The sequence below is a fragment of the Rhodococcus sp. NJ-530 genome (assembly GCF_003860625.1).
Taxonomy (GTDB): Bacteria; Actinomycetota; Actinomycetes; order Mycobacteriales; family Mycobacteriaceae; genus Rhodococcus_F; species Rhodococcus_F qingshengii.
Genome location: NZ_CP034152.1, coordinates 488,665 through 511,601 on the forward strand (window position 1 = coordinate 488,665; position 22,937 = coordinate 511,601).

The 22,937-nt window shown below is 62.3% G+C and carries 22 protein-coding genes and 1 tRNA gene; 13 read left to right on the forward strand and 10 right to left on the reverse strand.

What is annotated here, in order from left to right:
• Positions 1 to 81: 81 nt before the first annotated feature.
• Complete coding sequence (locus tag EHW12_RS02270; protein ID WP_050656944.1) at positions 82 to 792, reverse strand: response regulator transcription factor; 711 nt, start codon at positions 790 to 792, stop codon at positions 82 to 84.
• A gap of 183 nt (positions 793 to 975) precedes the next feature.
• Here EHW12_RS02270 and EHW12_RS02275 point away from each other — a divergent pair, with 183 nt between their 5' ends.
• The 8 genes from EHW12_RS02275 to EHW12_RS02310 all read left to right on the forward strand — a co-directional run bounded on the left by EHW12_RS02275 (position 976) and on the right by EHW12_RS02310 (position 9,599).
• Positions 976 to 1,500 carry a TetR/AcrR family transcriptional regulator gene (locus tag EHW12_RS02275; RefSeq protein WP_202427151.1) on the forward strand — a complete coding sequence of 175 codons (525 nt, stop codon included), beginning with the start codon at positions 976 to 978 and terminating at the stop codon, positions 1,498 to 1,500.
• Entirely contained in the window at positions 1,497 to 2,981 is a 1,485-nt protein-coding gene (locus tag EHW12_RS02280; RefSeq protein WP_007732326.1) for an NAD(P)/FAD-dependent oxidoreductase, read from the forward strand. The genes EHW12_RS02275 and EHW12_RS02280 overlap by 4 nt, the downstream gene beginning before the upstream one ends.
• Complete coding sequence (locus EHW12_RS02285; protein ID WP_125050238.1) at positions 2,978 to 4,693, forward strand: GMC family oxidoreductase; 1,716 nt, start codon at positions 2,978 to 2,980, stop codon at positions 4,691 to 4,693. Before EHW12_RS02280 ends, EHW12_RS02285 begins: the two co-directional genes overlap by 4 nt.
• Entirely contained in the window at positions 4,677 to 5,324 is a 648-nt protein-coding gene (locus tag EHW12_RS02290; RefSeq protein WP_125050239.1) for a hypothetical protein, read from the forward strand. The genes EHW12_RS02285 and EHW12_RS02290 overlap by 17 nt, the downstream gene beginning before the upstream one ends.
• Positions 5,325 to 5,609: 285 nt before the next feature.
• Positions 5,610 to 6,164 carry a Fur family transcriptional regulator gene (locus tag EHW12_RS02295; protein ID WP_003943517.1) on the forward strand — a complete coding sequence of 185 codons (555 nt, stop codon included), beginning with the start codon at positions 5,610 to 5,612 and terminating at the stop codon, positions 6,162 to 6,164.
• A gap of 31 nt (positions 6,165 to 6,195) precedes the next feature.
• Positions 6,196 to 7,647: a catalase gene (locus tag EHW12_RS02300; RefSeq protein WP_003943483.1), complete on the forward strand. Its 1,452-nt coding sequence runs from the start codon at positions 6,196 to 6,198 to the stop codon at positions 7,645 to 7,647.
• A gap of 269 nt (positions 7,648 to 7,916) precedes the next feature.
• On the forward strand, positions 7,917 to 8,603 hold the full coding sequence (locus EHW12_RS02305; protein ID WP_003943463.1) for an HAD family hydrolase: 687 nt from the start codon (positions 7,917 to 7,919) through the stop codon (positions 8,601 to 8,603).
• Between the two features lie 6 nt (positions 8,604 to 8,609).
• Complete coding sequence (locus tag EHW12_RS02310) at positions 8,610 to 9,599, forward strand: LLM class F420-dependent oxidoreductase (protein WP_007732341.1); 990 nt, start codon at positions 8,610 to 8,612, stop codon at positions 9,597 to 9,599.
• On the opposite strand, the gene EHW12_RS02315 is transcribed toward EHW12_RS02310, so the two are convergent.
• Both EHW12_RS02315 and EHW12_RS02320 read right to left on the reverse strand, forming a co-directional pair.
• Positions 9,496 to 10,875 carry a HAMP domain-containing sensor histidine kinase gene (locus tag EHW12_RS02315; RefSeq protein WP_042446646.1) on the reverse strand — a complete coding sequence of 460 codons (1,380 nt, stop codon included), beginning with the start codon at positions 10,873 to 10,875 and terminating at the stop codon, positions 9,496 to 9,498. The two genes, EHW12_RS02310 and EHW12_RS02315, sit on opposite strands and share 104 nt — an antisense overlap.
• Positions 10,872 to 11,576 carry a response regulator transcription factor gene (locus tag EHW12_RS02320; RefSeq protein ID WP_042922831.1) on the reverse strand — a complete coding sequence of 235 codons (705 nt, stop codon included), beginning with the start codon at positions 11,574 to 11,576 and terminating at the stop codon, positions 10,872 to 10,874. The genes EHW12_RS02315 and EHW12_RS02320 overlap by 4 nt, the downstream gene beginning before the upstream one ends.
• Positions 11,577 to 11,743: 167 nt before the next feature.
• On the opposite strand from EHW12_RS02320, the gene EHW12_RS02325 reads away from it, so the two are divergent.
• From EHW12_RS02325 to EHW12_RS02335, 3 genes are all read left to right on the forward strand, one after another.
• On the forward strand, positions 11,744 to 12,208 hold the full coding sequence (locus EHW12_RS02325; protein WP_050656940.1) for a hypothetical protein: 465 nt from the start codon (positions 11,744 to 11,746) through the stop codon (positions 12,206 to 12,208).
• A 220-nt stretch (positions 12,209 to 12,428) separates the two neighbouring features.
• Entirely contained in the window at positions 12,429 to 13,232 is an 804-nt protein-coding gene (locus EHW12_RS02330) for a metal-dependent hydrolase (protein WP_007732353.1), read from the forward strand.
• 118 nt (positions 13,233 to 13,350) lie between these two features.
• The gene (locus EHW12_RS02335) at positions 13,351 to 15,096 is read left to right on the forward strand and encodes a cholesterol oxidase substrate-binding domain-containing protein (RefSeq protein WP_039973296.1); all 1,746 of its coding nucleotides are present in this window, start codon (positions 13,351 to 13,353) and stop codon (positions 15,094 to 15,096) included.
• 5 nt (positions 15,097 to 15,101) lie between these two features.
• Here EHW12_RS02335 and EHW12_RS02340 read toward each other — a convergent pair whose 3' ends face one another.
• Positions 15,102 to 15,770, reverse strand: a complete 669-nt coding sequence (locus EHW12_RS02340) for a hypothetical protein (RefSeq protein WP_063315195.1) — start codon at positions 15,768 to 15,770, stop codon at positions 15,102 to 15,104.
• A gap of 104 nt (positions 15,771 to 15,874) precedes the next feature.
• Positions 15,875 to 17,491 (reverse strand): DHA2 family efflux MFS transporter permease subunit, encoded by a 1,617-nt coding sequence (locus tag EHW12_RS02345; RefSeq protein WP_099696747.1) that lies wholly within the window; start codon positions 17,489 to 17,491, stop codon positions 15,875 to 15,877.
• A 120-nt stretch (positions 17,492 to 17,611) separates the two neighbouring features.
• On the opposite strand from EHW12_RS02345, the gene EHW12_RS02350 reads away from it, so the two are divergent.
• On the forward strand, positions 17,612 to 18,088 hold the full coding sequence (locus EHW12_RS02350) for a helix-turn-helix domain-containing protein (RefSeq protein WP_003943458.1): 477 nt from the start codon (positions 17,612 to 17,614) through the stop codon (positions 18,086 to 18,088).
• Positions 18,089 to 18,145: 57 nt separating this feature from the next.
• Here the strand turns inward: EHW12_RS02350 and EHW12_RS02355 are convergent, their stop codons facing one another.
• Positions 18,146 to 19,177: an iron-siderophore ABC transporter substrate-binding protein gene (locus tag EHW12_RS02355; RefSeq protein WP_003943522.1), complete on the reverse strand. Its 1,032-nt coding sequence runs from the start codon at positions 19,175 to 19,177 to the stop codon at positions 18,146 to 18,148.
• Between the two features lie 189 nt (positions 19,178 to 19,366).
• Here EHW12_RS02355 and EHW12_RS02360 point away from each other — a divergent pair, with 189 nt between their 5' ends.
• Positions 19,367 to 20,923: an acyl-CoA synthetase gene (locus EHW12_RS02360; protein WP_007732369.1), complete on the forward strand. Its 1,557-nt coding sequence runs from the start codon at positions 19,367 to 19,369 to the stop codon at positions 20,921 to 20,923.
• Position 20,924: 1 nt separating this feature from the next.
• Here the strand turns inward: EHW12_RS02360 and EHW12_RS02365 are convergent, their stop codons facing one another.
• The 4 genes from EHW12_RS02365 to EHW12_RS02380 form a co-directional block, all read right to left on the reverse strand.
• Positions 20,925 to 21,278, reverse strand: coding sequence for a VOC family protein (locus EHW12_RS02365; protein ID WP_058227115.1), 354 nt, complete (start codon positions 21,276 to 21,278; stop codon positions 20,925 to 20,927).
• 52 nt (positions 21,279 to 21,330) lie between these two features.
• Positions 21,331 to 21,654 (reverse strand): hypothetical protein, encoded by a 324-nt coding sequence (locus EHW12_RS02370; RefSeq protein WP_003943496.1) that lies wholly within the window; start codon positions 21,652 to 21,654, stop codon positions 21,331 to 21,333.
• 74 nt (positions 21,655 to 21,728) lie between these two features.
• Positions 21,729 to 21,802: transfer RNA gene (locus EHW12_RS02375), tRNA-Pro, on the reverse strand.
• A 54-nt stretch (positions 21,803 to 21,856) separates the two neighbouring features.
• Positions 21,857 to 22,825 carry a metallophosphoesterase gene (locus tag EHW12_RS02380; RefSeq protein WP_003943461.1) on the reverse strand — a complete coding sequence of 323 codons (969 nt, stop codon included), beginning with the start codon at positions 22,823 to 22,825 and terminating at the stop codon, positions 21,857 to 21,859.
• Positions 22,826 to 22,937: the final 112 nt, after the last annotated feature.

Genomic DNA, 22,937 nt, shown 5'->3' on the forward strand with positions numbered 1-22,937 from the left:
AGATGAATGTAATTCGAAGAGGGAAATTTTTCCCAGACATCAATTCCTCTGCCCATATTTTCAGGGGCAGCGCTGTGAGAGTTATTGTTGCCGAACCTCATTGTTAGTCAAAGTCAGCTTTTTTCCGGAAGTAGGCCGTTCAGGAATTGGTAACACCCCGTCTTCGACCGCGCGTTTGTACAAATCCGTTTTTGTCGGTGCGGGTCGTCCGACAGCCGCATATTTCTGCCTGATGCGCTGGAGGTAGTCGTTAACCGTCTGCGGCGCCAAACCGGTGAGTCGCGCAACTCGATCCGCCTTCTCTCCGGATGCGTAAAGTTCGAGGACCTCGAGTTGTCGAGGGCTCAGACCCACTTCGTCGAGACCTGGATCCCCGTCGATTGCGGCAGCCCACTCTGTCGTCACCACCTGCCTTCCCGACGCGGCGGCGCGTATCGCATCAACCACGACGGCAGTCGGTTCGGACTTGCGTACAACACCCAGTACGCCGGCACGGGCGGCCGAGCGAACGAGGTACGGGTTTTCCGCCCCGGTGAAGATCAATGTCTCGAGCCCGGCGGACCGCAGTTGCTCGACATTGCTCTTGGGCGATGACCCGTCGGCCAGTCGGAGGTCGAGGATTGCCAGATCCAAGGCGACGTTCTGAGCGAGCATCTCGGACACAGTGGTCGCGATGCACACCAATTCGAGGTCCGGCTCGTCCTCGAGCATCACGGACACGCCGATTGCTACCGACTCGTGGTCTTCCACCAACCCGACACGGCGGTGTGGAAATGCTGTTTGCTCTGGCATAGCGATTGTTTCCCTCCGCTCGATGCGAGGACGTTATCAGGCAGAGCTGACTGACCGGTATGTTACGTGTCAAGATTTGAAGTCAGCCTGGACTGTTTTACGTTTCGGCTCTACAGTTGTCTTGTGACCGAGACCACTTCCGATGCGAAAGTAAGCCGTACCCAGGCCGAACGTACAGCGGCGATGCGTGGGCGCCTCCTCGACGCCGCCGTCGAATCGTTGGTCGAGCTGGGCTACGCACGGACCAGCACGCAAGAGATCGCCCGCCGCGCAGGCGTCTCGCGGGGTACGCAACTGCATCATTTTCCGACCAAGGAATCGCTGGTCGTCGCGGCCGTCGAGTATCTGGTCGACAAGCGGCTGGAAGAAATCCTCACCGCTGAAGTGGATCGTGGTCGAGGCCTCGAGGTCCTGTCGGACGCGTTCTCCGGGCCGCTGTTCTATGCCGCCCTCGAATTGTGGGTCGCGGCGCGGACCGATCCCGTTCTGCATGCGGCGACGGTGCCCCTCGAACGCAAGGTGAGTGAGGCGCTCGAGTTCGGCAGCGCCGAGTTGTTCGGTGATCGGTTCGACTCCGAGTCGGTCGAACTCACCATCGAACTCGTTCGTGGGCTTGCCGTCTCAGCCCTGTTTCGTACATCCGAAGCCGACGACGCGCTCAGAGCGCGACTGTTGCCGGCCTGGCAATCCCGAGTGGAGAAGAAGTGAAGCTTCCCGAACATGTCGAAACGCTGATCGTCGGTGCCGGATTTGCCGGTATGGGCTTGGCCGCCAGAATGCTTCGCGACAATCGCGCTGCAGACGTCGTGTTGATCGAGCGTGGAGCTGACATCGGCGGCACTTGGCGCGACAACACCTATCCAGGCTGTGCCTGTGACGTGCCGACGGCGTTGTACTCGTATTCTTTTGCACCGAGCGCCGATTGGAGTCATACCTTTGCTCGTCAACCCGAGATCTACAACTATCTGAAGAAGGTGGCCGCAGACACCGGCATCGTGGAACGCGTAGTCCTGAACTGCGAACTCGAAGCTGCTGTGTGGGACGAGGATGCGGCGCTGTGGCGTATTCGGACATCTCGAGGGTCGTTGACGGCCAAAGCTCTGGTCGCCGCGACCGGAGCGTTGTCGACGCCCAAGATCCCGGATTTTCCCGGTCTCGACCAATTCTCCGGGACCACTTTCCATTCGGCGACGTGGAACCACGAACACGAACTGCGCGGTGAGCGCGTAGCCGTGATCGGAACGGGAGCGTCGGCGGTTCAGTTCGTTCCCGAAATTGCCGACCCTGCTGCCCATGTCACCGTGTTCCAGCGAACTCCGGCCTGGGTGATTCCGCGGATGGATCGCACCCTGCCTGCCGCACAGAAGGCCGTGTACTCGCGGATTCCCGTTACACAGAAGGTGATTCGAGGGTGGGTTTACGGCTTCCGCGAGCTACTCGGTGCCGCGATGTCGCACGCGACGTGGGTGCTGCCTGCCTTCGAGGCGGCCGCGCGCCTTCATCTGCGCAGACAGGTGAAAGATCCGGAGTTGCGCCGGAAACTGACTCCCGATTTCACGATCGGTTGCAAGCGCATGCTTCTGTCCAACGACTGGTTGCGCACCCTTGACCGCGCGGACGTGAGTCTGGTCGACAGTGGGCTCGTCTCGGTCACCGAAAACGGAGTGGTCGACGGACGCGGAGTCGAGCACAAGGTCGACACCATCATCTTCGCCACGGGGTTCACGCCGACGGAACCGCCTGTTGCGCATCTGATCACCGGAAAACGTGGCGAGACGCTGGCCGCACATTGGAACGGTAGTCCCAACGCGTACAAGGGTACTGCGGTCAGCGGGTTCCCGAATCTGTTCCTCATGTACGGTCCGAACACCAACCTCGGACACAGTTCGATCGTGTACATGCTCGAGTCCCAGGCCGAGTACGTCAACGACGCCTTGAACACCATGAAGCGAGAGCGGATCGATGCCCTCGACGTGAACGAGACGGTGCAGGTGCACTACAACAAGGGAATTCAGCACGAGTTGCAGCACACGGTGTGGAACAAGGGCGGATGCTCGAGTTGGTACATCGATCCGGAGGGGCGCAACTCGGTGCAGTGGCCGACGTTCACTTTCAAATTCCGTTCGCTGCTGGAGCATTTCGATCGGGAGAACTACTCCGCTCGCAAGATCGAAAGCGTCGAGGCATGACCGCGACGCACTACGACGTGGTGGTTATCGGTTCGGGATTCGGTGGCAGTGTCGCCGCTCTTCGCCTGACGGAGAAGGGCTACCGCGTCGGGGTGCTCGAAGCCGGTCGACGGTTTGCCGACGACGAGTTGCCTGAAACCAGTTGGAGACTTCGAAAGTACCTGTGGGCGCCGTGGATCGGATGTTATGGGGTTCAGCGCATCCATCTTCTTCCGGATGTGCTCGTGATGGCGGGGGCCGGCGTCGGAGGTGGGTCGTTGAACTACGCCAACACGTTGTATCAGCCACCCAATCGGTTCTTCGAAGACCGTCAGTGGGCGCACATCACTGACTGGCACGACGAACTGGCGCCGTACTACGACCAGGCCAAACGGATGTTGGGTGTTCGCACCAATCCGTCCTTCACTCCTGCCGATGCGGTGATGAAGGACGTAGCCGAAGAGATGGGCGTGGGGGAGACCTTCACGTCCACCCCCGTCGGGGTTTTCTTCGGGGAGGCAGGAGTTTCCGTGCCGGACCCGTTCTTCGGCGGAAAAGGACCCGAACGCACAGGTTGCACGGAATGCGGGGGATGTATGACCGGTTGCCGAGTCGGTGCGAAGAACACGCTGGTCAAGAACTACCTCCATCTCGCCGAGCAAGCGGGCGCCAGGGTTCATCCGCTCACGACCGTCACCGACCTTCGGCCGGCGGCAAGCGGTGGTTACAGCCTGCTCGCGAGGCGAACGGACGGCGTCCGCCGGCGAGAAGTTCGGTTCACCGCCGATCAGGTGGTGGTTGCCGCCGGAACGTACGGAACGGCGAGGCTGCTGCTCGGTATGAAGGAATCCGGTGCCCTGCCGGGCCTGTCGGATACTCTCGGCACCGTCGTACGTACCAATTCCGAGGCCGTACTGGCCGCAACGTCGAAGTCGCGTCGACGGAACTTCACGCAGGGCGTAGCCATCACGTCGTCCTTTCACCCGGATGATCACACGCACATCGAGCCGGTGCGATACGGCAAGGGCAGCAATGCAATAGGACTTCTGCAGACCGTCCTGAGTGACGGCGGTGGGCGAACTCCCCGGGTGCTGAAGACTCTGGCAGTCGCGGCCCGACACCCAGGAGCGTTCTTGCGGTCGTTGTCGGTACGGAACTGGTCCGAGCGAACCGTCATCGCGCTGGTGATGCAGACCGACGACAACTCCCTCGAACTTTCCAAGAACACCAAACGATTCGGGCGCTCCCTCACCAGTAGACCGGGACCGGGCGATCCACCTCCTCAGTGGATTCCGCAGGGTCATACAGCCATTCGCAAGGTCGCCGAGAAGATCGACGGCGACCCGGGTGGTTCCATCGCCGAGATCGTGAACATCCCGATGACGGCACACTTTCTGGGTGGCTGCGCGATCGGTGACAGCGCGTCGAGTGGCGTCGTCGATCCGTATCTGCGTGCATACGGTCATGAGGGACTGCACGTCATGGACGGTTCGGTGGTGAGCGCAAATCTCGGAGTGAATCCTTCCCTGACCATCACTGCGCAGGCGGAACGAGCGTGCGCGATGTGGCCGAACAAGGGTGGCGCGGACGCCCGCCCGAAGACCGGCGAGCCATACGTACGTATCGATCCGACTTTGCCGTCCGATCCGGTGGTGCCGACGCATGCACCAGGCGCTTTGCGGCTTCCCCTGACCATTCGAGCTGAGAAGGTGTCCGATGTGGAGCGTGCCTGAATCGACAAGTGACCGCGTCGACTGGCCGGTGAGTGATCCGCCGCCGTGGCCGGCTCGCGTTCGCGCGACACTGTGGTGGCACCGCAGTACGTCGGCGGCGCGGGAGCTCGGCCCGGATGGTCGAACGATTCCGATGACGGTGGCCATGATGGTGGACTACCTCGATTCGCCGGTCGGCCCGTATCGCGAGATCCTCGCCAGTCCGGTCTTGCATGCGCCAGGGAAACGGATCGGGCCTATGCCGCGGATGGCGGTCCCTTTCATCGCGGTGGATTCGGAACCGTCGGTGCACGGTGGGCGAGTCCACTGGCAACTACCCAAGGTTCTGGCCGAGTTCGACGGAGACGTGCAGCAGAAATTCACTGCAACCGGCGACGGATGGCGGGTGCGTTCGGATACGCGGATGCTCGGGCCGCGTCTGCCGATTGCCGGGGCGTTGGGATTTGCGCAGCCGGAGTCCGGTGGAAGTCTGGCGATCGCGTCGGCAAGGCTGACGGGATCGTTCCGATACGCGCGCGTGAGCGTCGAGGCAGAGGGGCAGACCCTGCCGGACTGGTTGGCTGCGGGCACCCATCACGGCGTCGTGATTCTGGGCGGAAAAATGACTACGGGAGCGGCCAGGCGTCGGTAACGGGGGTTTGACCTGCGAAAAGCGACCAAGGCCGCCCGTCAGTGACCGGGCGGCCTTGGTCGTGTGGTGTGAAAGTCAGGTGTCGACGTCCCACAGGCGCCTCTCGGCGGGTGGTCGCTCGCAGCGACAAAAGGGGTGGGGCCCGGGGCTTGTTCGGACGCCGACAGGGTGTTCAACGGCGGTCTCCCCGGATTTGTTCCCGTCCTTGATATGTGACACCGGTCTCGATTCAACTTAGGCAATCCTTTTCTTGACTAATTCCAGAAAAGCGGCATACTGGGAAACATGCGAGACGGAGAGCATGACTTCGACCCCCGAGCGCAACTGCGCGCCGTCGGGTTGAGGGTCACTGCTCCGCGCCTCGCCGTGCTGGATGCGGTTACAGCCCAACCGCATTCAGACGCCGATTCTGTTGCAGCACTCGTGCGGCAGCAGCTCGGATCGGTATCCACACAGGCCGTTTACGACGTGCTCAAGGCATGCGTGAACGCAGGATTGCTGCGACGCATCGAGCCGGCGGGTTCGCCCGCACGGTTCGAGACGAGGACTGGTGACAACCACCATCACCTCGTCTGTCGCGGCTGCGGCAAGGTCGTCGACGTCGATTGTGTTGTCGGCCAAGCTCCCTGCCTCGAACCTTCCGATAATCACGGCTTCGAAATCGACGAAGCCGAGGTCGTGTTCTGGGGCCGTTGCGAAGATTGCCTGAAGAATTCTGCCGAATCCGACACCGAGTCGGACGCGGTCTCGCAGAATCGAATTGATGCGTCCAGAACCTCCGAGTCAGCCACCTCGCATGCAGCCCATGCGTTCGACTCGGATGCAGCCCCGCTCCTCTGACGCCCAGCCCACAACGCTAGGAGGCTTCGCCATGACCAAGCCCACCACCAACAATTTCGGTATCGCGGTCGCAAGTGATGACGAATCGCTGACCGCGGGTATTCAGGGGCCGGTGCTCCTTCACGACCACTACCTGATCGAGAAGCTCGCGCAGTTCAACCGCGAGCGTGTCCCGGAGCGCATCGTCCACGCCAAGGGCGGCGGCGCTTTCGGTGAACTCGTCATCACACACGACGTCAGCAAGTACACCAAGGCCGCGTTCCTGCAGCCGGGTAAGAAGACCGAGTCCCTCGTCCGCTTCTCCACCGTCGCCGGTGAGCAGGGCAGCCCGGACACCTGGCGCGATCCGCGCGGTTTTGCGATGAAGTTCTACACCGAAGAGGGAAACTACGACCTCGTCGGCAACAACACCCCGGTGTTCTTCATCAAGGACGCCATCAAGTTCCCCGACTTCATTCGTTCGCAGAAGCGACTGCCCGGCTCCGGTCTTCGTGACCACGACATGCAGTGGGACTTCTGGACTCTGCGTCCCGAGACCGCTCACCAGGTGACCTGGCTGATGGGTGACCGCGGTATCCCGAAGACCTGGCGCAACATGGACGGCTTCGGATCGCACACCTACCAGTGGGTCAACGCTGCGGGTGAACGCTTCTGGGTGAAGTACCACTTCAAGACCGATCAGGGCATCGAGTTCCTGACGCAGGCCGAAGCAGACAGCCTCGCCGGTAGCGATCCCGACTACCACCGCGCGGATCTGTACAACGCCATCGAGGCCGGTAATTTCCCGAGCTGGACACTCAAGGTTCAGATCATGCCGGTCGACGAGGCCGAAGGCTACCGCTTCAACCCGTTCGACCTCACCAAGGTCTGGTCCCAGAAGGACTACCCACTGATCGAGGTCGGCAAGTGGACGCTGAACCGCAACCCGGAGAACTTCTTCGCGCAGATCGAGCAGGCTTCGTTCGAGCCGTCGAACGTGGTGCCCGGCATCGGATTCAGCCCGGACAAGATGCTTCTCGGCCGCGTCTTCTCCTACGCCGACGCACATCGTTACCGCATCGGCACCAACTACGCCGACCTGCCGGTCAATGCCCCGAAGAACGAGGTGAACTCCTACTCCAAGGAGGGCGCCATGCGTTACAGCTTCAATTCCCCGTCGACGCCGGTGTACGCACCGAACTCGTACGGCGGACCGCATGCCGATCCGTCGGTTGCCGGTGACGAAGGACTGTGGGCGTTCGACGGCAAGGCAGTGCGCGCCGGATACATCGAGCACGCCGAGGACGGCGACTTCACGCAGGCCGGAACGCTGGTCCGTGAAGTTCTCGACGACGCAGCTCGTGAGCGCCTGGTGAGCAACATCGTCGGCCACGCCCTTGCCGGCGTCAGTGAGGAAGTTCTGTTGCGTGTCTTCGAGTACTGGAAGAACGTCGACGCAGATTTGGGCAAGCGCGTCGAAGAAGGTGTACGCGCAGGTCAGTGACCCGCTGACATGAGCATCGCCTAGGTCTACCGAATGCGGACCGCTGCAAGGGAAATCACTTCCCGGCAGCGGTCCGTTTCCGTCTACCCAACTACAGAAGCGCAAACCAATAGACGAAGCATGCGAGAAGGAATACAACGACTGACTCCATGACGACACCCCTGTTCGACGTGCACTTCTGCTGTTCGCACTCTCCATGATCCGCTTCTCGAGCTGAGAATGCTCGGGGCACAAGTTTCGCGAACCGAGGTGTTGGGCAGTCAATTCCCATGGCAATAGGTGCGGTTCTCTTCGACATCGACGGAACGCTCGTCGATTCCAACTATCTGCACGTAGAAGCGTGGTCGCGAGCTTTCTTCGAGGTAGGTCGCCCGGTCGACGCGTGGCGGGTACACCGCAGCATCGGCATGGACGGAGACCAACTACTGGAGTCCTTGCTCGGCGAAGACATCGACGGGTGCGGACCGCGAGCCAAAGAACTTCACACCACGTACTACCGGCAGTCGGCCGACCGTCTCCGAGTACTGCCGGGAGCGCGCGAGTTGATCCGCCGAGTTCACTCGCTCGGACTGCACGTGGTGCTCGCTACCTCGGCGCCGGACGACGAACTGAAGCTGCTACGCCGGACGCTCGACATCGACGAAATGATCTACGCCGCCACCTCTTCGGAATCCGTCGACGAGGCCAAACCTGATCCGGACCTGATCGAGGTCGCGCTCGCGAAGGCAGGTGTCGACGCGGGCAATGCGGTCATGGTCGGGGATGCCGTCTGGGACATGAAGGCGGCGACATGGGCGGGCGTTGTGGCTGTGGGAGTGCGCAGCGGCGGCATGTCGACCGACGAACTCGAAGGTGCGGGTGCGGCTGCCGTGTACGACGACGCCCGCGACCTCCTCGACCACCTCGACGGCAGTGTGATTTCCGAACTCGTTTCAGGCCTAGATACCGGGAGTTGATCAGTGATGGCACGATTCGGCTACACCTTGATGACGGAGCAGGCAGGTCCGAAAGAACTGGTTCGCCATGCAGTTCGGGCCGAAGAAGTCGGCTTCGACTTCGAAGTGATGAGTGATCACTACTCGCCGTGGCTGACCGAGCAGGGGCATGCACCCTACGCCTGGTCGGTGCTGGGGGCAGTCGCCCACGCCACCGAGCGAGTCGGTTTGATGACGTACGTGACTTGTCCGACCGTGAGGTACCACCCCGCCGTCGTCGCTCAGAAAGCTGCGACGATCCAGATCCTCGCGGACGGACGCTTCACCCTGGGATTGGGAAGTGGCGAGAGCCTGAACGAGCATGTGGTCGGCGAGGGTTGGCCGTCCATCGACACCCGCCAGGACATGCTGCAGGAGGCGGTGAGCATCATTCGCGCACTGCTCGCCGGAGATCTGGTGAGCTGGAAGGGGGAGTACTTCGACGTCCAGTCCGCCAGGATCTGGGATCTCCCCGAGAACCCGGTTCCGCTGGCGCTGGCCATGTCCGGAGACAAGTCCGTCGAGCGTTTCGGTCCGATGGCCGACGATCTGATTGCCGTGCAACCGGATTCGGAGCTAGTGCACTTGTGGAAGCACGTGCACGGCCGAGCATACGGATTGGCTCCCGCAGGCCGGACCATCGGTCAGATTCCGATCTCGTGGGACCCTGATCGCGACACGGCAATTGCACGAGCTCATCAGCAGTTCCGGTGGTTCGGCGGAGGGTGGTCCGTGAACTCCGAACTGCCGACGCCGGCGAGCTTCTCGGGTGCGACTCAGTTCGTGCGCAAAGAGGATGTAGCTGAAAGCATTCCGTGTGGTCCCGATCTCGATGTGATCGTCGAAGCGGTCAAGGCATACACGGACGCCGGATTCACCGATGTGGCACTGGTACAGATCGGTGGAGATACCCAAGACCGATTCTTCGACGAGGCGGCCAAGCCGCTGCTCGAGGCTCTGCACGTCGAATTGGGTTGATCGAGAAGATCAATCGAGTTCCGCCGAGTGGGCTCTTGTCGAGTCGCGCGCTACCGCCGTGCAGCCTCGCCTGCTGCGCGACGAGGGCCAGTCCCAAACCGCTTCCGGCGTCGCCCGCACCGGTACCACGAACGAATCTCTCGAACATCGCTTCGCGTTCCGAAGGCGCGATCACGGTGCCGTTGTCGTCGACGAATACCGTCGCCGAACCCGTCGCAGCCCCTGATCGGACGGTGATCTCGACTTCGTCGGCATTGCCGTGCCGAACGGAATTGGTGACGGCGTTGGTCAGCACCAGACGGATACCCGCGGGAAAGGCCTGAACCGAAAGTTCTTCCGGTGCTTTCAAACGAACGTCGACCTGCGGGTGCAGACGGCCTGCGTCAGCAACGGCGCGATCGGCAACCTCCACGAGATCGACGTCGGCACAATCCTCGGGATCGGCCACGTCACCCAGGGCTAGAGTCTCGAGGTCGGTCAGGGTGCGCTCGATCTGGCGCTGCGCTTCCAACAATTCGCCGGACAGTTCGCGCCGTTGGCTTTCCGTGAGATCGAGTGTTGCGAGAACTTCGAGATCGGTACGCATCGACGTGAGAGGTGTGCGCAGTTCGTGGGCGGAGACGCGAGCGAAATCGCGTGCCGACTCCAACGCCTCCTCGGTGCGGCTTCGATCGCTTTCGATGCGACTGAGCATGCTGTGGATTGCCTCCGACAGTTCTTCGGCTTCTCGCGTTCCACGTACCGACGGTGCCCGGCGCGAGAGTCCGTCGACGTCGAGGTTGTTGCCGATCGAACTGGTGGTCTCGGTCAATTGCTGTAGTGGCCGGACGGCTCGGCCGGTGAGGAACCAACCGAGCCCGGCCGCGGCAAGGATGGCGACCACTGCTGCAGCGGCCACTTGGAACTGCTGCTCACGGATTGCCTGGGTCAGTGGGTCTTCGGGGATGCTGACGGCCAGTGCGGCGCCGCTGTCGCCGGGCACCAGAACATCACGACTGCGAACATCGGTGGTAGCCAAGGCGCTGACGGTCGCGGCGTTGAATCCGGGGCTGACCACGGATGGTTCTGTTGTTGCAGTTGGTGTTTCGATGAATAGCGGGCTCGGCGCACTCGCCGCGACGCCCAGGGTGACGGAATCGAGAGTGCGTTCGAGTTGTTCGGATCCGTTGACACGCAGAAAGACCGCGAACGCAATTCCGATCGCGGCAATCACGATTCCGGCGGCCAGGCCCGAGGCGATGGCTACGCGAGTCTGAAGTGACAGCGGCCGCTTCATCGTTCGGCCCTCAGGACGAAGCCCACCCCACGCACTGTGTGGATCACGCGGGGAGTCCCGTCGACTTCGAGTTTCTTGCGTAGATAGGTGACAAAGACGTCGACGACATTGGTGTCGGCAGCGAAGTCGTAACCCCAGACGAGTCGCAGGAGTTGTGCGCGACTGAGTACGACACCGGCGTGCTCGGCGAGTACCGACAACAGGTCGAATTCTCTTTTGGTGAGTTCGATTCGTCTACCGTCGATGTGCGCTCGATGGCCACGGAGATCGACCGTCAGCGGTCCCACCGTGATCGGATGGTCGACCGACGGGGTGGCTCGCGTCGTGCGTCGAAGTAATGCGCGGAGTCTGGCGACGAGCTCGGCCAACTCGAAGGGCTTGGTGAGGTAGTCGTCGGCGCCCGCCTCCAGCCCCGCGATGCGATCACCCACGGAACTTCGGGCGCTGAGTACGCAGATCGGAACCTCGTTGCCGATCGCGCGCAGGGCGGTCACCACCCCGACGCCGTCGAGGCCGGGCATGTTGACGTCGAGAACGAGCGCGGCCGGGCATTGCTTGTTCACCGATGACAAGGCCGATCGTCCGTCGACGGCAGTTGCCGTGTCGAAGCCCGACAATCGGAGTCCACGTTCGAGCGAATTCAGAACCTTCGCGTCGTCGTCAACGATCAGGATGCGCTCGCGTGTACTCACCCCAGCCATGGTGCCATCGGATCAAGGCCTGGGGCCTCGCTCGGAGCGAGGGCCGTCGCATTCTCATCAACTCCTAAGAAACCGACAACAGATCTGCAGTGTTGGCTTCATAACCTCGGGTTTCTCGGATGCGACCGCGCCGAGAACTCGAGAACGTTCGATCAAGGAGAACTACGATGACGCGATTGAAAGTGAACGGCAAGCGGGCCCGCCGGACCGGTGTGGTGGTGGCGTCCGTGGCGGTCCTCGGTATGGCAGTGGCGCCGGGAATCGCCTGGGCTTCCAATCCGATTTCCGACGGGTCGCCGGTGGCGGTGCGGTCGATCGCGACCGCTCCGTCCGAGTTGGGTGTGGCTCCCGAAGTAGCGTGTGGTGTCGCGGCGCCGATTTCCGACGAGGAGCTGCAGAAGCTCATCGACGAGGGGAAGGTCGTGCGCGCGGAGGAGGCCGGTACGGCCGCAGTCACTATCGAAGTGCCGAGCGAAGCTGCGACATTCGTTGCGCGTGAAGGGGTGCCGGCGTTGCCGACCGTCGAGTGGGCTCCGACCACCGAAGGTGTTCCGGCAGAGGTGCTCGACATGGCCGGTGTCGCTCCGCTGGAGGAAGGCGTTGCCCTGTCATGCACGGTTGCCGCGGGCTGACGAGCGAAAAAAGCTCCGCATGAACCGCTTTGACCTGGAACGGTACGGCCGTACTCAACTGGGTCTGGAGGTTGGTCAAGCCTGTCGGTAGCACTTGCTACGTTCGGGGCGGTCTCGGCGAGCATGCCGGGGCCGTCGCCGACGGCGTCATGTGTGTGGTGTCTTGCAGAGGGTGCGGTACGGCCTGATGCGGGGCGCGTTTCGAAAGGTGTTGTGTTTCATGGTCATGGGCCCCACCCACGCGATGTCCGGTGCTGCTGTGGGGTTGGTGGTTGCGGAGTTGTTGCCTCTCGACTGGGGAGGGCCCACATCCACTGCGGAAACTTTGACCTTTGCCGGAGTGTGTGCCGGAGCCGCCTTGCTTCCCGACCTCGATACCGGTCAGTCGACGGTTTCGCGATCATTCGGTCCGCTCAGCAAGGCTCTGGCCAAAGGCATCGACGCAATTTCGGTGACCTTCTACCGCATCACCAAAGGCAAGAAGGACGGCAAGCGTCGTGGTGGGCATCGGACGCTCACGCACACCGCGCTGTTCGCCGCCGGGTTGGGTGCCGGGGTCTCGGCGCTGGTTGTTCAGTTCGGGAAGCCAGCCATCATCATCACCCTGTTCTTCTGCCTCGGGTTGGCCATCCGTGGATTGGCGGGTGAATTGGCCAAGGAGAAGGGTTGGCTCGCGGTCTCCGCCGTTGCGTTGGTGCTCTCTGCCCTCACCTGGCAGTGGTATCCGAGTGAGGCTGGATCCACGGGGCTAGGTGTTGCGGTGGCACTGGGTTGCGCCACGCACTGTCTCGGCGATGCGATCACTAAGGAAGGGGTGCCGTTTCTCGCGCCCCTGATTCCGCTCGGCGGCAAACGATGGTGGGAACAACGGCTGCCGTCATTCCTGTCCATCCGTGCAGGTGGGAACCTCGAGAAGATCCTGATCGGGCCGGCGTTGACGGTTCTGACTGCCTGGTTGATCATCAGTGCGTTCGACGGTGCCCCGGAAGCGATCTACGCGGTCTTCGCTCCGATGGTGCAGTGAGCTTCGGAAAACTTTTATTACGGAACCACTGGCATCGTAATCATATTTGTTCTACGTTCGTCCCTGACATGAACCGAGTCGGCTGACGGAGTGAGCAGTGGTGCATCAAGCAGAGCGCATGGCAGAGCACAGCTCGAGCGAAGACGGTGTGAGCCGGCGCGGATTTCTCGCAGCGAGTGCCGGCGCAGCTGCTCTCGCGGGCATTTCCTGGGCGCCGGCTGGAGCAGTTCCCTGGGGTTCGGCATCGACCATCGCGCCACCGCCCGGATTTCCGTCGGACATTCCGTTGTCACAGCAGGCGTACGCGAACTGGTCGCGAGAAATCATGCTCGACAGCGTGTGGACGGCCACGGCACGTCACAGCGATGACGTCGTCACCCTCGCCAACTGGGCGTTCGACAACGGGTACACAGTGCGTGCGAAGGGAACGATGCACGGGTGGAGTCCGTTGACGGTGGTGCCCGGCGCGCCTTCGGATCGAGTTCTGCTGGTCGATACGATGGCCAAACTGAATTCGGTTGTGGTGCAGCACGGCACGCCCGCAACGGTCACGGCGGGCGCCGGCGCCAGTATCGAAGCGATTCTGACAGCGCTCGAGCGAGAAGGGCTCGGCTGGGCCAACTCTCCGGCGATCGGTGAGCTGTCCATCGCCGGCGCGCTGGCGATCGGTGCTCACGGGGCAACCTATCCGGCTGTGGGGGAGACGATCACCCCTGGTCAATCGTATGGTTCGCTGAGCAACCTGATCACCGAGATCACGGTGGTGGCGTGGGAGGAAGGCATCAATCGGTACGCACTGAAGACATTTCACCGATCGGACGTCGAGAGCACCGCCTTCCTGGCCCATCTGGGTCGAACCTTCGTCACCTCCGTGACGCTGCAAGCCGGGGAGAATTATCGGCTGCGGTGCCAGAGTTTCACCGACATTCCGTGGCAAGAACTCTTTGCTGCTCCCGGGTCGCCAGGGCGTACCTACGAGAGTTTCGTCGAGAAATCCGGACGGGTGGAAGCGATCTGGTTCCCGTTCACGCAAACACCGTGGCTCAAGGTCTGGACACCGACCCCGGTCAAACCGCCGGAGTCCCGAGAGGTGAGCGGGCCGTACAACTACTTCTTCTCCGACGCGATTCCCGAAGAAGTCACCACCCCGTTGGGGATGGTGGCACAGGGTCTCCAAGCTGCGACACCGCTGTTCGGCGCCTCTCAGTTCGGCGCTGTAGCAGCAGGATTGGTGCTGACCGACACCGACGATCTCTGGGGCTGGTCGAAAGACGTTCTGTTCTACCTCCGGCACACGACCTTGCGCGTCGTAGCCGGGGGCGGGGCGGTGATCACCAAGCGGTCCAACATCGGCCGAGTCGTCCACGAGATGACGAGTTGGCTGAACGAACGAATGACGCACTACGCGTCGTTGGGGCAGTATCCCGTCAACATGCCGTTCGAAGTGCGTCTCTGCGGTGTCGACGATGACGGCGAGGTGTTGGTCGACAGCGCCGGAGTGCCGGACCTGTCAGCGGTGCGGCCGCGGGCGGATCGTCAGGACTGGGACACAGCGATCTGGATGAACGTGGTCTCGATTCCCGGCACCGCGGGATTGCCTGCCTTCCTTCGCGAAATGGAACGGTGGATGGTCGCGAACTACTCCGGCGATTACGCGACCTTCCGTCCGGAGTGGTCCAAGGGGTGGGCATTCACCGATCAGGCGGCGTACCAGGACGACGAATTTCTCACCAGCACAGTGCCTGCCACCTTTCGTGCCGGTGGCGACGGGAATTGGGACTTCGCTCTCGCCACTCTCGACGAACACGACCCGCACCGCGTATTCAGCAATACGTTCCTCGACCGCGTATTGCCACCCAGCTGAATCTCCTACTGCGGAAGCGGTTTACGCCAACATACGTCGGTGACACGGATACGCTGATTGTTGTCACCGTTCCAATCGACGCTCAGCCCCTGAGTTCGGAGTGCGTCGGCTACCTGACGCCCGACGGTCTGATCGGTGTGCGCAATCATATGTGCCTTGGCGGTTTCGTCGCCGCCGAAGGCAGCGGCGACCAGCGCGGGATCGAGATCGTGGGCCGGACGAAACGCACTGTAGGACAAGTAGAGATCGGACGGCTCGTCGCCGAGACGCTCCGCATCTTGCATGTGGAAGAACGTGTACGCCCACTGAGCAAAGGGATACCCGTTCTCGTCGGGTTCGGACGGCGTGCGTTCGTCGTCGATTTCGGTAGTGCCGCACTGCATGCAGCAGGTGAAGTTCATCCGGGCCACGATGCCGTTGCGTTCGAGTTCGGCGAAGGCTGCGGAGAGGCGCTCGAAGTCTCCGGGAGCCGTCCACTGGGTCTGCTCCTCGACTCTTCGGTCCCAGACCTCACGCACTACTGCGTCGATCTGTCTGCCGAGTTCGTCGTTCTCGAAGCCGCCCTCGACACAGTCTCGGGCGGCTTCGCAGATTTCGTCGAACGTAGCGAAACCTGGGACTACCAGTTCGCGTGCTTGCTCACGTACGGCGACGATGTCGGCCTCACTGAGCACCGGTGCTGACCGTGACTGTGCAGACCGTGACTGTGCTGACCGTGACTGTGCTGACCGTGACCAGGGCAATCGCATACCGGCACCGTACTGCACCGATCCGACCGTCAGGCGACGTCGGCTGCTGCTTTCGTTTCCTCCTCGTTTGACGGGGCCGGCTTGTTCGGGATGAGCGCCGTGGCGATCAGGCCCACCACGACAAATCCGGCCGCAAGGTATCCGCCGAGTGTGATGCCGTGAGTCATCGCAGATTGGGCAGCGTCGGCGACGAAGGCAGTGTTCGGTGAACCGGCCAGCGAGTCGATGGCGGCGCCTGCGCTGTCGGTGACTGCCCGCGTCAACTGATCAGCCTGAGCTTGGTCGATACCGGATCCGGTGAGGTCGTTGTTCAGCGTCGAATTGAGACTGCTGAAGAAGACCGTGGTGAGGACAGCGATGCCCAGTGCGGATCCGAGTTGGCGGAACGCGCTCTGAATGCCGGAGCCTTGACCGGCGCTCTGCTCGGGAATCTCCTCGAGCACGACGTTGGTCACCTGGGCAGTCGCAAAACCGACGCCGATTCCGTAGAAGAACAGCACTGCGGCGATAGTCCACCAGGGGCTGTCTGTCGCAGCGATGAATCCGAGACCGGCGAGACCGAGCGCTTCGAGAGCCAGGCCGATACGGACCAAGCCCAACGGCGAGACCTTCGATGCCAGCCCGAAGCTCGCACCACTGGCGACAAAGCTGCCGATGGCAATGGGAACCAGCGCGAGCCCTGCCTGGAGGGCGCTGTATCCGAGCGTGAACTGGAGCCAGAGAGGAAGCACCGCAACGATTCCGAACTCGCCGAGTCCGATGATCAGCGTCGCGATGTTGCCGTTGCGGAACGACGAGATGGAGAACAACCGTACGTCCATCAGTGCCCGCGACGGATCGGCGCTGCGGGTGAGCATGGTTTGACGGTAGGCGAACGCACCGAGCGACAGAACGGCGAGAACCAGCGCCACCAGAACCGGCGACGGGCCGCTGGACCATGACAGACCGAATAGATCGAAGGGTTCCTTCGTGGTCAGCCACCCGTACGTTCGTCCCTCGACGAGTCCGAAGGCCAGCAGGCCCAGGCCGGCGATGGACAGTGCCGCTCCGGTGGCGTCGACGCGCCCTGCGGTGCGCGTCGAGGGTGCGATGAACAGCACTGCGCCGATGAGAATGAGCGCAGCAAGCGGAATGTTGATCCCGAATGCCCAACGCCATGAGGCATGTTCGGCAAGCCAGCCGCCGAGCAATGGGCCGAGGGCGGATGCAGCGCCGATGGTGGAGCCCCAGACCGCGAAGGCCTGGCCGCGCGCCTTTCCGGTGAACATCGCGTTCAGAAGCGACAGTGACGTGGGCAGGATCATGGCCGCGCCGGCGCCCTGCAGGAATCGCGCCAGGATGAGCAGACCGCCGTTCGGCGCCAGTCCGGCCAGCAGGCTCGTTGCGCCGAACACGACGACACCGGCGATGAAGATGCGACGGGCGCCGACCAGGTCGGCAACTCTGCCGACCAGAAGCAGGAGTGCTGCGAACACGATTGCGTAGGACTCTTGGATCCATTGAGCCTGAACGGAATTGATCCCGAGATCTTCGATGATCGAGGGAACTATGACGTTGACGATCGTGGTGTCGACGACGATCAGTGCCACGCCGAGTGCAATGGCGATCAGGCCCAACCACTTGCGGGTGGTGGGTGAGATGTTCACGAATAAACCTCCATTGTGAAGTAACTTTACAATGAAGGTATATTTGAGGCGGTAAGTTGTCAACGTGCGCGCTGGGCTCGACCGGCCGCCGTCTGGCACAGGAAAGGTGGGATCACCGAGGTGGAGGCACCGCGCGACATCTCCGTGGAGCGGGAGCGGCTGATGGACGAATTCCGCGCGTACGGTGGCACGTTCACCGAATTCAGCCATCGATTCGCGTCGTGGCTCGGCCTGCATTCCACCGACGCGACTGCCTTGATGGAAATCACCGCTGCCGAGGAGAAGGGGACGCCGCTCTCACCCGCCCGCCTCGGAGAGCGGATCTCGCTGACGTCGGGTGCAACCACCGCGTTGCTCAACCGCCTGGAGAAGGCGGGACATATCGTCCGGACCCGAGAGAATGCCGACCGGCGAGTGGTCACGCTGCACAGCAGTGCGCATGTGCAGGACCTGGCGGACGAGTTCTTCGGGCCCCTTGCCGTGCGACTCGACGCCATGATGGCGAAGTACCCGCCCGAACTGCTCAGTCGATTCGAGGAATTTCTCGTCGACCTTCACTCGACGATGAACGAACACCTCGAGCAGGACAACCGCTGAACAAAAAACGCCGCTCGACTCCGGAGAGTCGGGCGGCGTTCTTTGTGCCGGTGACGGCTACTTGCCGAGCTTGGCTTGCAGGTCGTCGAGAACCAGGCCGGCACCTGTCGGGCCGAGGCCCAGGAACCAGGTCTCGTCGCTCACCTCGGTGGCGCGTCCTTCCTTGACTGCGTCCATGCTGGCCCACAGCGGTCCGGCAACAACCGTGGTCTGGCCCGTGTCGGCGGGATTTCCGTAGCTGGAGTAGAAGATTCGGTCACCCTCCGCCTCGGTGATCGTTTCCGGGCTGACCTCGACGGCCAGTTCGTCGATGTCCTGGATCGCCGGGCGGGGCAGGCCGACGTCCTTCAAGATGACGCCGATGAACGACAGATTGCCGTACAGGCGCAGCTTCCCGGACATGAAACGAACCAGTGAAACGGTCGGGGAGCCGTCGATCGACTCACGTACCTTATCGGCGTGCTCTTGGTAGTCGTTGAGAACCTGCTCAGCCTTGGTCTCCTCGCCGAGTGCGTCACCGGCAAGGAGGAAGTTCTCCTTCCACGGAAAGCCGGGGCGGATGCTGAAGACCGTCGGAGCGATTGCCGCGAGTTGCGGGTAAAGCTTGTCCTGGCGCAGCTTGCTGCCGAGGATCAGATCGGGCTGCAGTGCGGTGATCGCCTCGAGGTTGAGGTTGTTGGTCGTGCCGACATCGGGGACACCGACCAACTTGTCCGCCAGGTACGACGGCTGACCGGCGGCGCTTTCCGGGCTGGCGATGCCGACCGGGGTGATCCCGAGCGAGAGAACCTCGTCGAGTTCACCGCTGTCGAGGACGACGACGCGGGTCGGCTTGGCCTCGAGGGTGGTCTCGCCCAGGGCATGGGTGATGGTGCGAGGGAACTCGCCTGGCGCGGCATCGCTGCCGAGCTTCGCGGTTTCCGTGTCGGCGGTGCTGAACAGCTTGCCGCCGGTCGCGACATCGGTGTTGCCGTTCGCGTTGCCGCCGGCGTCGGAAGAGCCGCAGGCCGTAGCGGCAAAAACAGTCGCCAAGGCAACCATGGCGACCCGGACCGACGTGCGGCTCCGGAGAGTGGTGCGTGAGTGCATTAGGCTACCCTACCTTTCGGCTATCGGGCTTGGTCAGGGAGGTATCCGCACCGTTGACGCCAGGTGAGCGGCGCGTCAGGTCTCGCTCAGCGGGACCGCTACGCAATTCGGACTACAGGGTGCGACCAACGTGTTAGCTTCGCGAAAGACCTGTACTGGTAAGCGAAGACGCGTGTAGTGAGGATTTCGATGACCCTGAACATTGCCGATCTGTTCGAGGCCGTTGCCGATGCGATCCCCGATCGAGTTCCCTTGATTCTGGAAGACGTGCGATTGAGCTACGCCGAACTCGAACTGCGATCGAACCGACTCGCTCATCACCTGCAGTCGGTGGGCGTCGAGCCTGGGCAGCACGTCGGTATTCACATGCGTAACTGCGTCGAGTACGTCGAAGCGCTCCTGGCTTGCTTGAAGATCAGAGCGGTACCGATCAACGTCAACTTCCGCTATACCGATGCAGAACTCCTGTACATCTACACCAACTCTCAAATGGTGGCACTGCTGGTCGAAGAGGAATTCGCGCCGACGGCATTGGCCGTGGTTCCGCAGTGTCCGGAGATCACCCACGTGTTGATCGTCGGCGAAGACTACGAGAACGCCCTTGCCGCGCAGACTGATACCCGCGACTTCGGCCCTCGCAGCAACGACGACCATTTCATCATCTACACCGGCGGCACAACCGGAATGCCCAAGGGTGTGGTGTGGCGGCACGAGGACTTCTTCTTTGCCGCCCTGTCCGGAGCGAACCTCAGCGGGCCGCCGCGTCGTAGCCTCGAAGAGGTTGTGGATGCAGCTGTAGCGAACACCAATCCAACTGTGCTGCTACTCATCCCGCCGCTCATGCATGGAGCCGCAATCTATTCACTGCTCACGGCATTCCTCATGGGAGCGCCCCGAGTGCTGACCCGCAGCTTCGATCCGATGGAAGTGTTGCGACTGGTCGAGGCCGAGAAGATCACCGGAATCACCGTCGTCGGCGACGCAATTGCTCGGCCGATCGCCGACGCCATCACCGCAAGCGAAGGGCGCTACGACCTTTCGACTCTCCAACTGATCGGGTCGGGTGGCGCGTTGTTCTCCCCGAACCTGAAAGCAGAACTGACAACCCGACTACCGGGGTTGGTGATCAAGGATGCATTCGGTGCTTCGGAATCCGGCAACGACGGCGTCGTCGAATTCGGTGAGGACGGTTCCAAGCGAATTCGATCCAACCCCAACATGATTCTTGTCGACGACGAATTCCGTCGCATCGAACCAGGCTCGGACACAGTCGGTTTCATCGCCCGGGCCGGCCATGTTCCCGTTGCCTACTTCGGCGACCCGGCCAAGACTGCTGCAACTTTTCCCGTCGTCGACGGGGTTCGTCTGGCGGTGCTCGGGGACATGGGCACGATGGAAGCCGACGGAACCATCGTGCTGCTCGGGCGCGGTTCGATGTGCATCAACTCCGGCGGCGAGAAGGTCTACCCCGAAGAAGTGGAGCAGGCACTCAAAACTCACCCGGCAGTTTTCGACGCTTTGGTGGCGGGTGCGCCCGACACTCGATTCGGTGAGAAGGTCGCCGCGGTGGTGCAGGTTCGACCGGGATTCGAAGATGTTGCGACGGAATCATTGTCGGAGCATTGCCGCACCCACGTCGCCGGGTACAAGATCCCCCGCTCGATCGTGCTCGTACCAACCATCCTCCGCTCGCCCAGCGGTAAGGCCGACTACCGTTGGGCTCGCGAAACCGTAGCGGGAGCGTAAATCACCTTCCGGCACTTCGGACGACGCACCACTCGTTTCCCTCGGGATCCAGCAGCACCTGAAAGGTGCCGGCCGGGTCCTCCTGGACAGTGCCGACCCGAGTTGCGCCGAGGCGCTCGGCAGCTTCGGTCGCAGCGACGACGTCATCCACACTGACGTCGATGTGTAGACGATTCTTCGTCAGCTTGGATTCCGGTACACGTTGGAAGGCGAGGCGAGTCCATCCTGGAGGGTCGACAAACGCCCACTCCGCGCTCCGCTCCACCGGCTGCCCACCGAGGATTCCGGCCCAGAAGATCGCCAACTGGGCTGGTGCGGAGCAATCCACAACTACTTCATCGACCTGCCCGATCACCGGTTCACAGCTCCGCTGAATTCGGCTGTCACAGCTGCACTCAATTCGGCTGTCACAGCCAGGGCTCGATCGGCTTCTTCACCCACATGATCTTCTCGTCCGGATGCTCACGCCGAGCTTCGGGACGGTCTGGGTTGGCTGCTGCCCACACGGCTTTCTCGTCGAGCAGTCCGGCCGCGATCGTCCAGGTCTCCCGCGTGCTCGGCGGATTGGCGCCCGCCGCCCGCGCAAGCTTGCGCAGCCGATCGTCGGGCATGTCGAGCAACTCTGCACTACTGATATCGCGATCCCAGGCGAACTTGGCAAGACCGACAGCTTTCTCACGTCGGCTACGGCTCGCCATGTCGTTGTGCGCGAAGTCTGGTTCGGATGCCACGGCTTCACCTTATCGTCAACGAAATCGAGGCCCTCCCGCGTAAGCGGAAGGGCCTCGATTTCTGTTCTTCACTGTCGGGGTGGCGGGATTTGAACCCACGACCTCTTCGTCCCGAACGAAGCGCGCTACCAAGCTGCGCCACACCCCGTGTCGAACCTCGGTTAGCTTACATTACCGAGTCGACTGACATTAAATCCGCAGGTCAGTTGCGTAGAACCGACGCTGGAGACTCTGCGGAACTGTGTGCGGAGACATGCTCCGGTTCGCGCCTGGTCGCCGGAACCAAAGTCAGCAGAGTTGCCTCGGGGCGGCAGCAGAAGCGTGCCGGAGCCCACGGCGAAGTGCCGATGCCTGCTGAGACGTGCAGCTGGGTGTGTGCGCCCCACTTCGACGGTCCCTTGACCCGGGATCGGTCGATCTGGCAGTTGGTGACCAGCGCGCCGTAGAACGGAAGGCACAGCTGACCACCGTGCGTGTGGCCGGCGAGCACCAGGTCGTAGCCGTCGTCGGCGAACCGGTCGAGAACTCGAGGTTCGGGTGAGTGCGTCAGGCCGAGCTTGAGCTGGGCGACGGGATTGGGTGTTCCGGCGACGGTGTCGTAGCGATCGCGCTTCAGGTGCGGATCATCGACGCCGGCGGCAGCAATGCGAATACCGGCCACTTCGAGTTCGCGGCGCACGTGGGTCATGTCCAGCCATCCACGTTCGGTGAACGCGGCCCGCAGATCGCCCCAGGGGAGGGGATCCCCGGTGATGCGCTTGTCCTTGTTGAAGATGTAGCTCAGTGGATTCTTCGGTTTCGGAGCGAAGTAGTCGTTGCTGCCGAAGACGAACAGACCCGGCCGAGCCAACAGATCGCCGAGCGCCTGGACCACTGCCGGGACGCTGCGCTGATGCGACAAGTTGTCGCCGGTGTTGACCACGAGGTCGGGGTCGAGGCCTTCGAGCTCACGCAACCAATTCTGTTTCAACCGTTGGTTCGGCATCATGTGCAGGTCGCTGAGATGGAGGACCCGCAGCGACGACGAACCGGGCGCCAGGACTGGCATCGTCACCTCACGCAGTGCAAATGCATTGCGTTCGATGCCGGATGCGTACCCGATCCCTAGTGCAGCGGCGCCCGCGGCACCAAGTGCGGTGCGGGTCAGATTGGTGCGGAACTGGGAAGACACCTCTCAAGGATACGGGTGTGGCGTTCTTCTGCGTCGCTCTCGCTGTCTTTTGCAGCTATTCCACAGAGAATTGTGTCCGGGCGGAGGTAACTATCGGCACGCTCGAAACGCC

What these genes read in the sequence shown, in the direction of transcription:
- EHW12_RS02270 (WP_050656944.1), bottom strand. Translation starts at nt 792, where the DNA reads ATGCCAGAGCAAACAGCATTTCCACACCGCCGTGTCGGGTTGGTGGAA.
- EHW12_RS02275 (WP_202427151.1), top strand. Translation starts at nt 976, where the DNA reads ATGCGTGGGCGCCTCCTCGACGCCGCCGTCGAATCGTTGGTCGAGCTG.
- EHW12_RS02285 (WP_125050238.1), top strand. Translation starts at nt 2,978, where the DNA reads ATGACCGCGACGCACTACGACGTGGTGGTTATCGGTTCGGGATTCGGT.
- EHW12_RS02290 (WP_125050239.1), top strand. Translation starts at nt 4,677, where the DNA reads ATGTGGAGCGTGCCTGAATCGACAAGTGACCGCGTCGACTGGCCGGTG.
- EHW12_RS02295 (WP_003943517.1), top strand. Translation starts at nt 5,610, where the DNA reads ATGCGAGACGGAGAGCATGACTTCGACCCCCGAGCGCAACTGCGCGCC.
- EHW12_RS02300 (WP_003943483.1), top strand. Translation starts at nt 6,196, where the DNA reads ATGACCAAGCCCACCACCAACAATTTCGGTATCGCGGTCGCAAGTGAT.
- EHW12_RS02305 (WP_003943463.1), top strand. Translation starts at nt 7,917, where the DNA reads ATGGCAATAGGTGCGGTTCTCTTCGACATCGACGGAACGCTCGTCGAT.
- EHW12_RS02310 (WP_007732341.1), top strand. Translation starts at nt 8,610, where the DNA reads ATGGCACGATTCGGCTACACCTTGATGACGGAGCAGGCAGGTCCGAAA.
- EHW12_RS02315 (WP_042446646.1), bottom strand. Translation starts at nt 10,875, where the DNA reads ATGAAGCGGCCGCTGTCACTTCAGACTCGCGTAGCCATCGCCTCGGGC.
- EHW12_RS02320 (WP_042922831.1), bottom strand. Translation starts at nt 11,576, where the DNA reads ATGGCTGGGGTGAGTACACGCGAGCGCATCCTGATCGTTGACGACGAC.
- EHW12_RS02325 (WP_050656940.1), top strand. Translation starts at nt 11,744, where the DNA reads ATGACGCGATTGAAAGTGAACGGCAAGCGGGCCCGCCGGACCGGTGTG.
- EHW12_RS02330 (WP_007732353.1), top strand. Translation starts at nt 12,429, where the DNA reads ATGGTCATGGGCCCCACCCACGCGATGTCCGGTGCTGCTGTGGGGTTG.
- EHW12_RS02335 (WP_039973296.1), top strand. Translation starts at nt 13,351, where the DNA reads ATGGCAGAGCACAGCTCGAGCGAAGACGGTGTGAGCCGGCGCGGATTT.
- EHW12_RS02355 (WP_003943522.1), bottom strand. Translation starts at nt 19,177, where the DNA reads ATGCACTCACGCACCACTCTCCGGAGCCGCACGTCGGTCCGGGTCGCC.
- EHW12_RS02360 (WP_007732369.1), top strand. Translation starts at nt 19,367, where the DNA reads ATGACCCTGAACATTGCCGATCTGTTCGAGGCCGTTGCCGATGCGATC.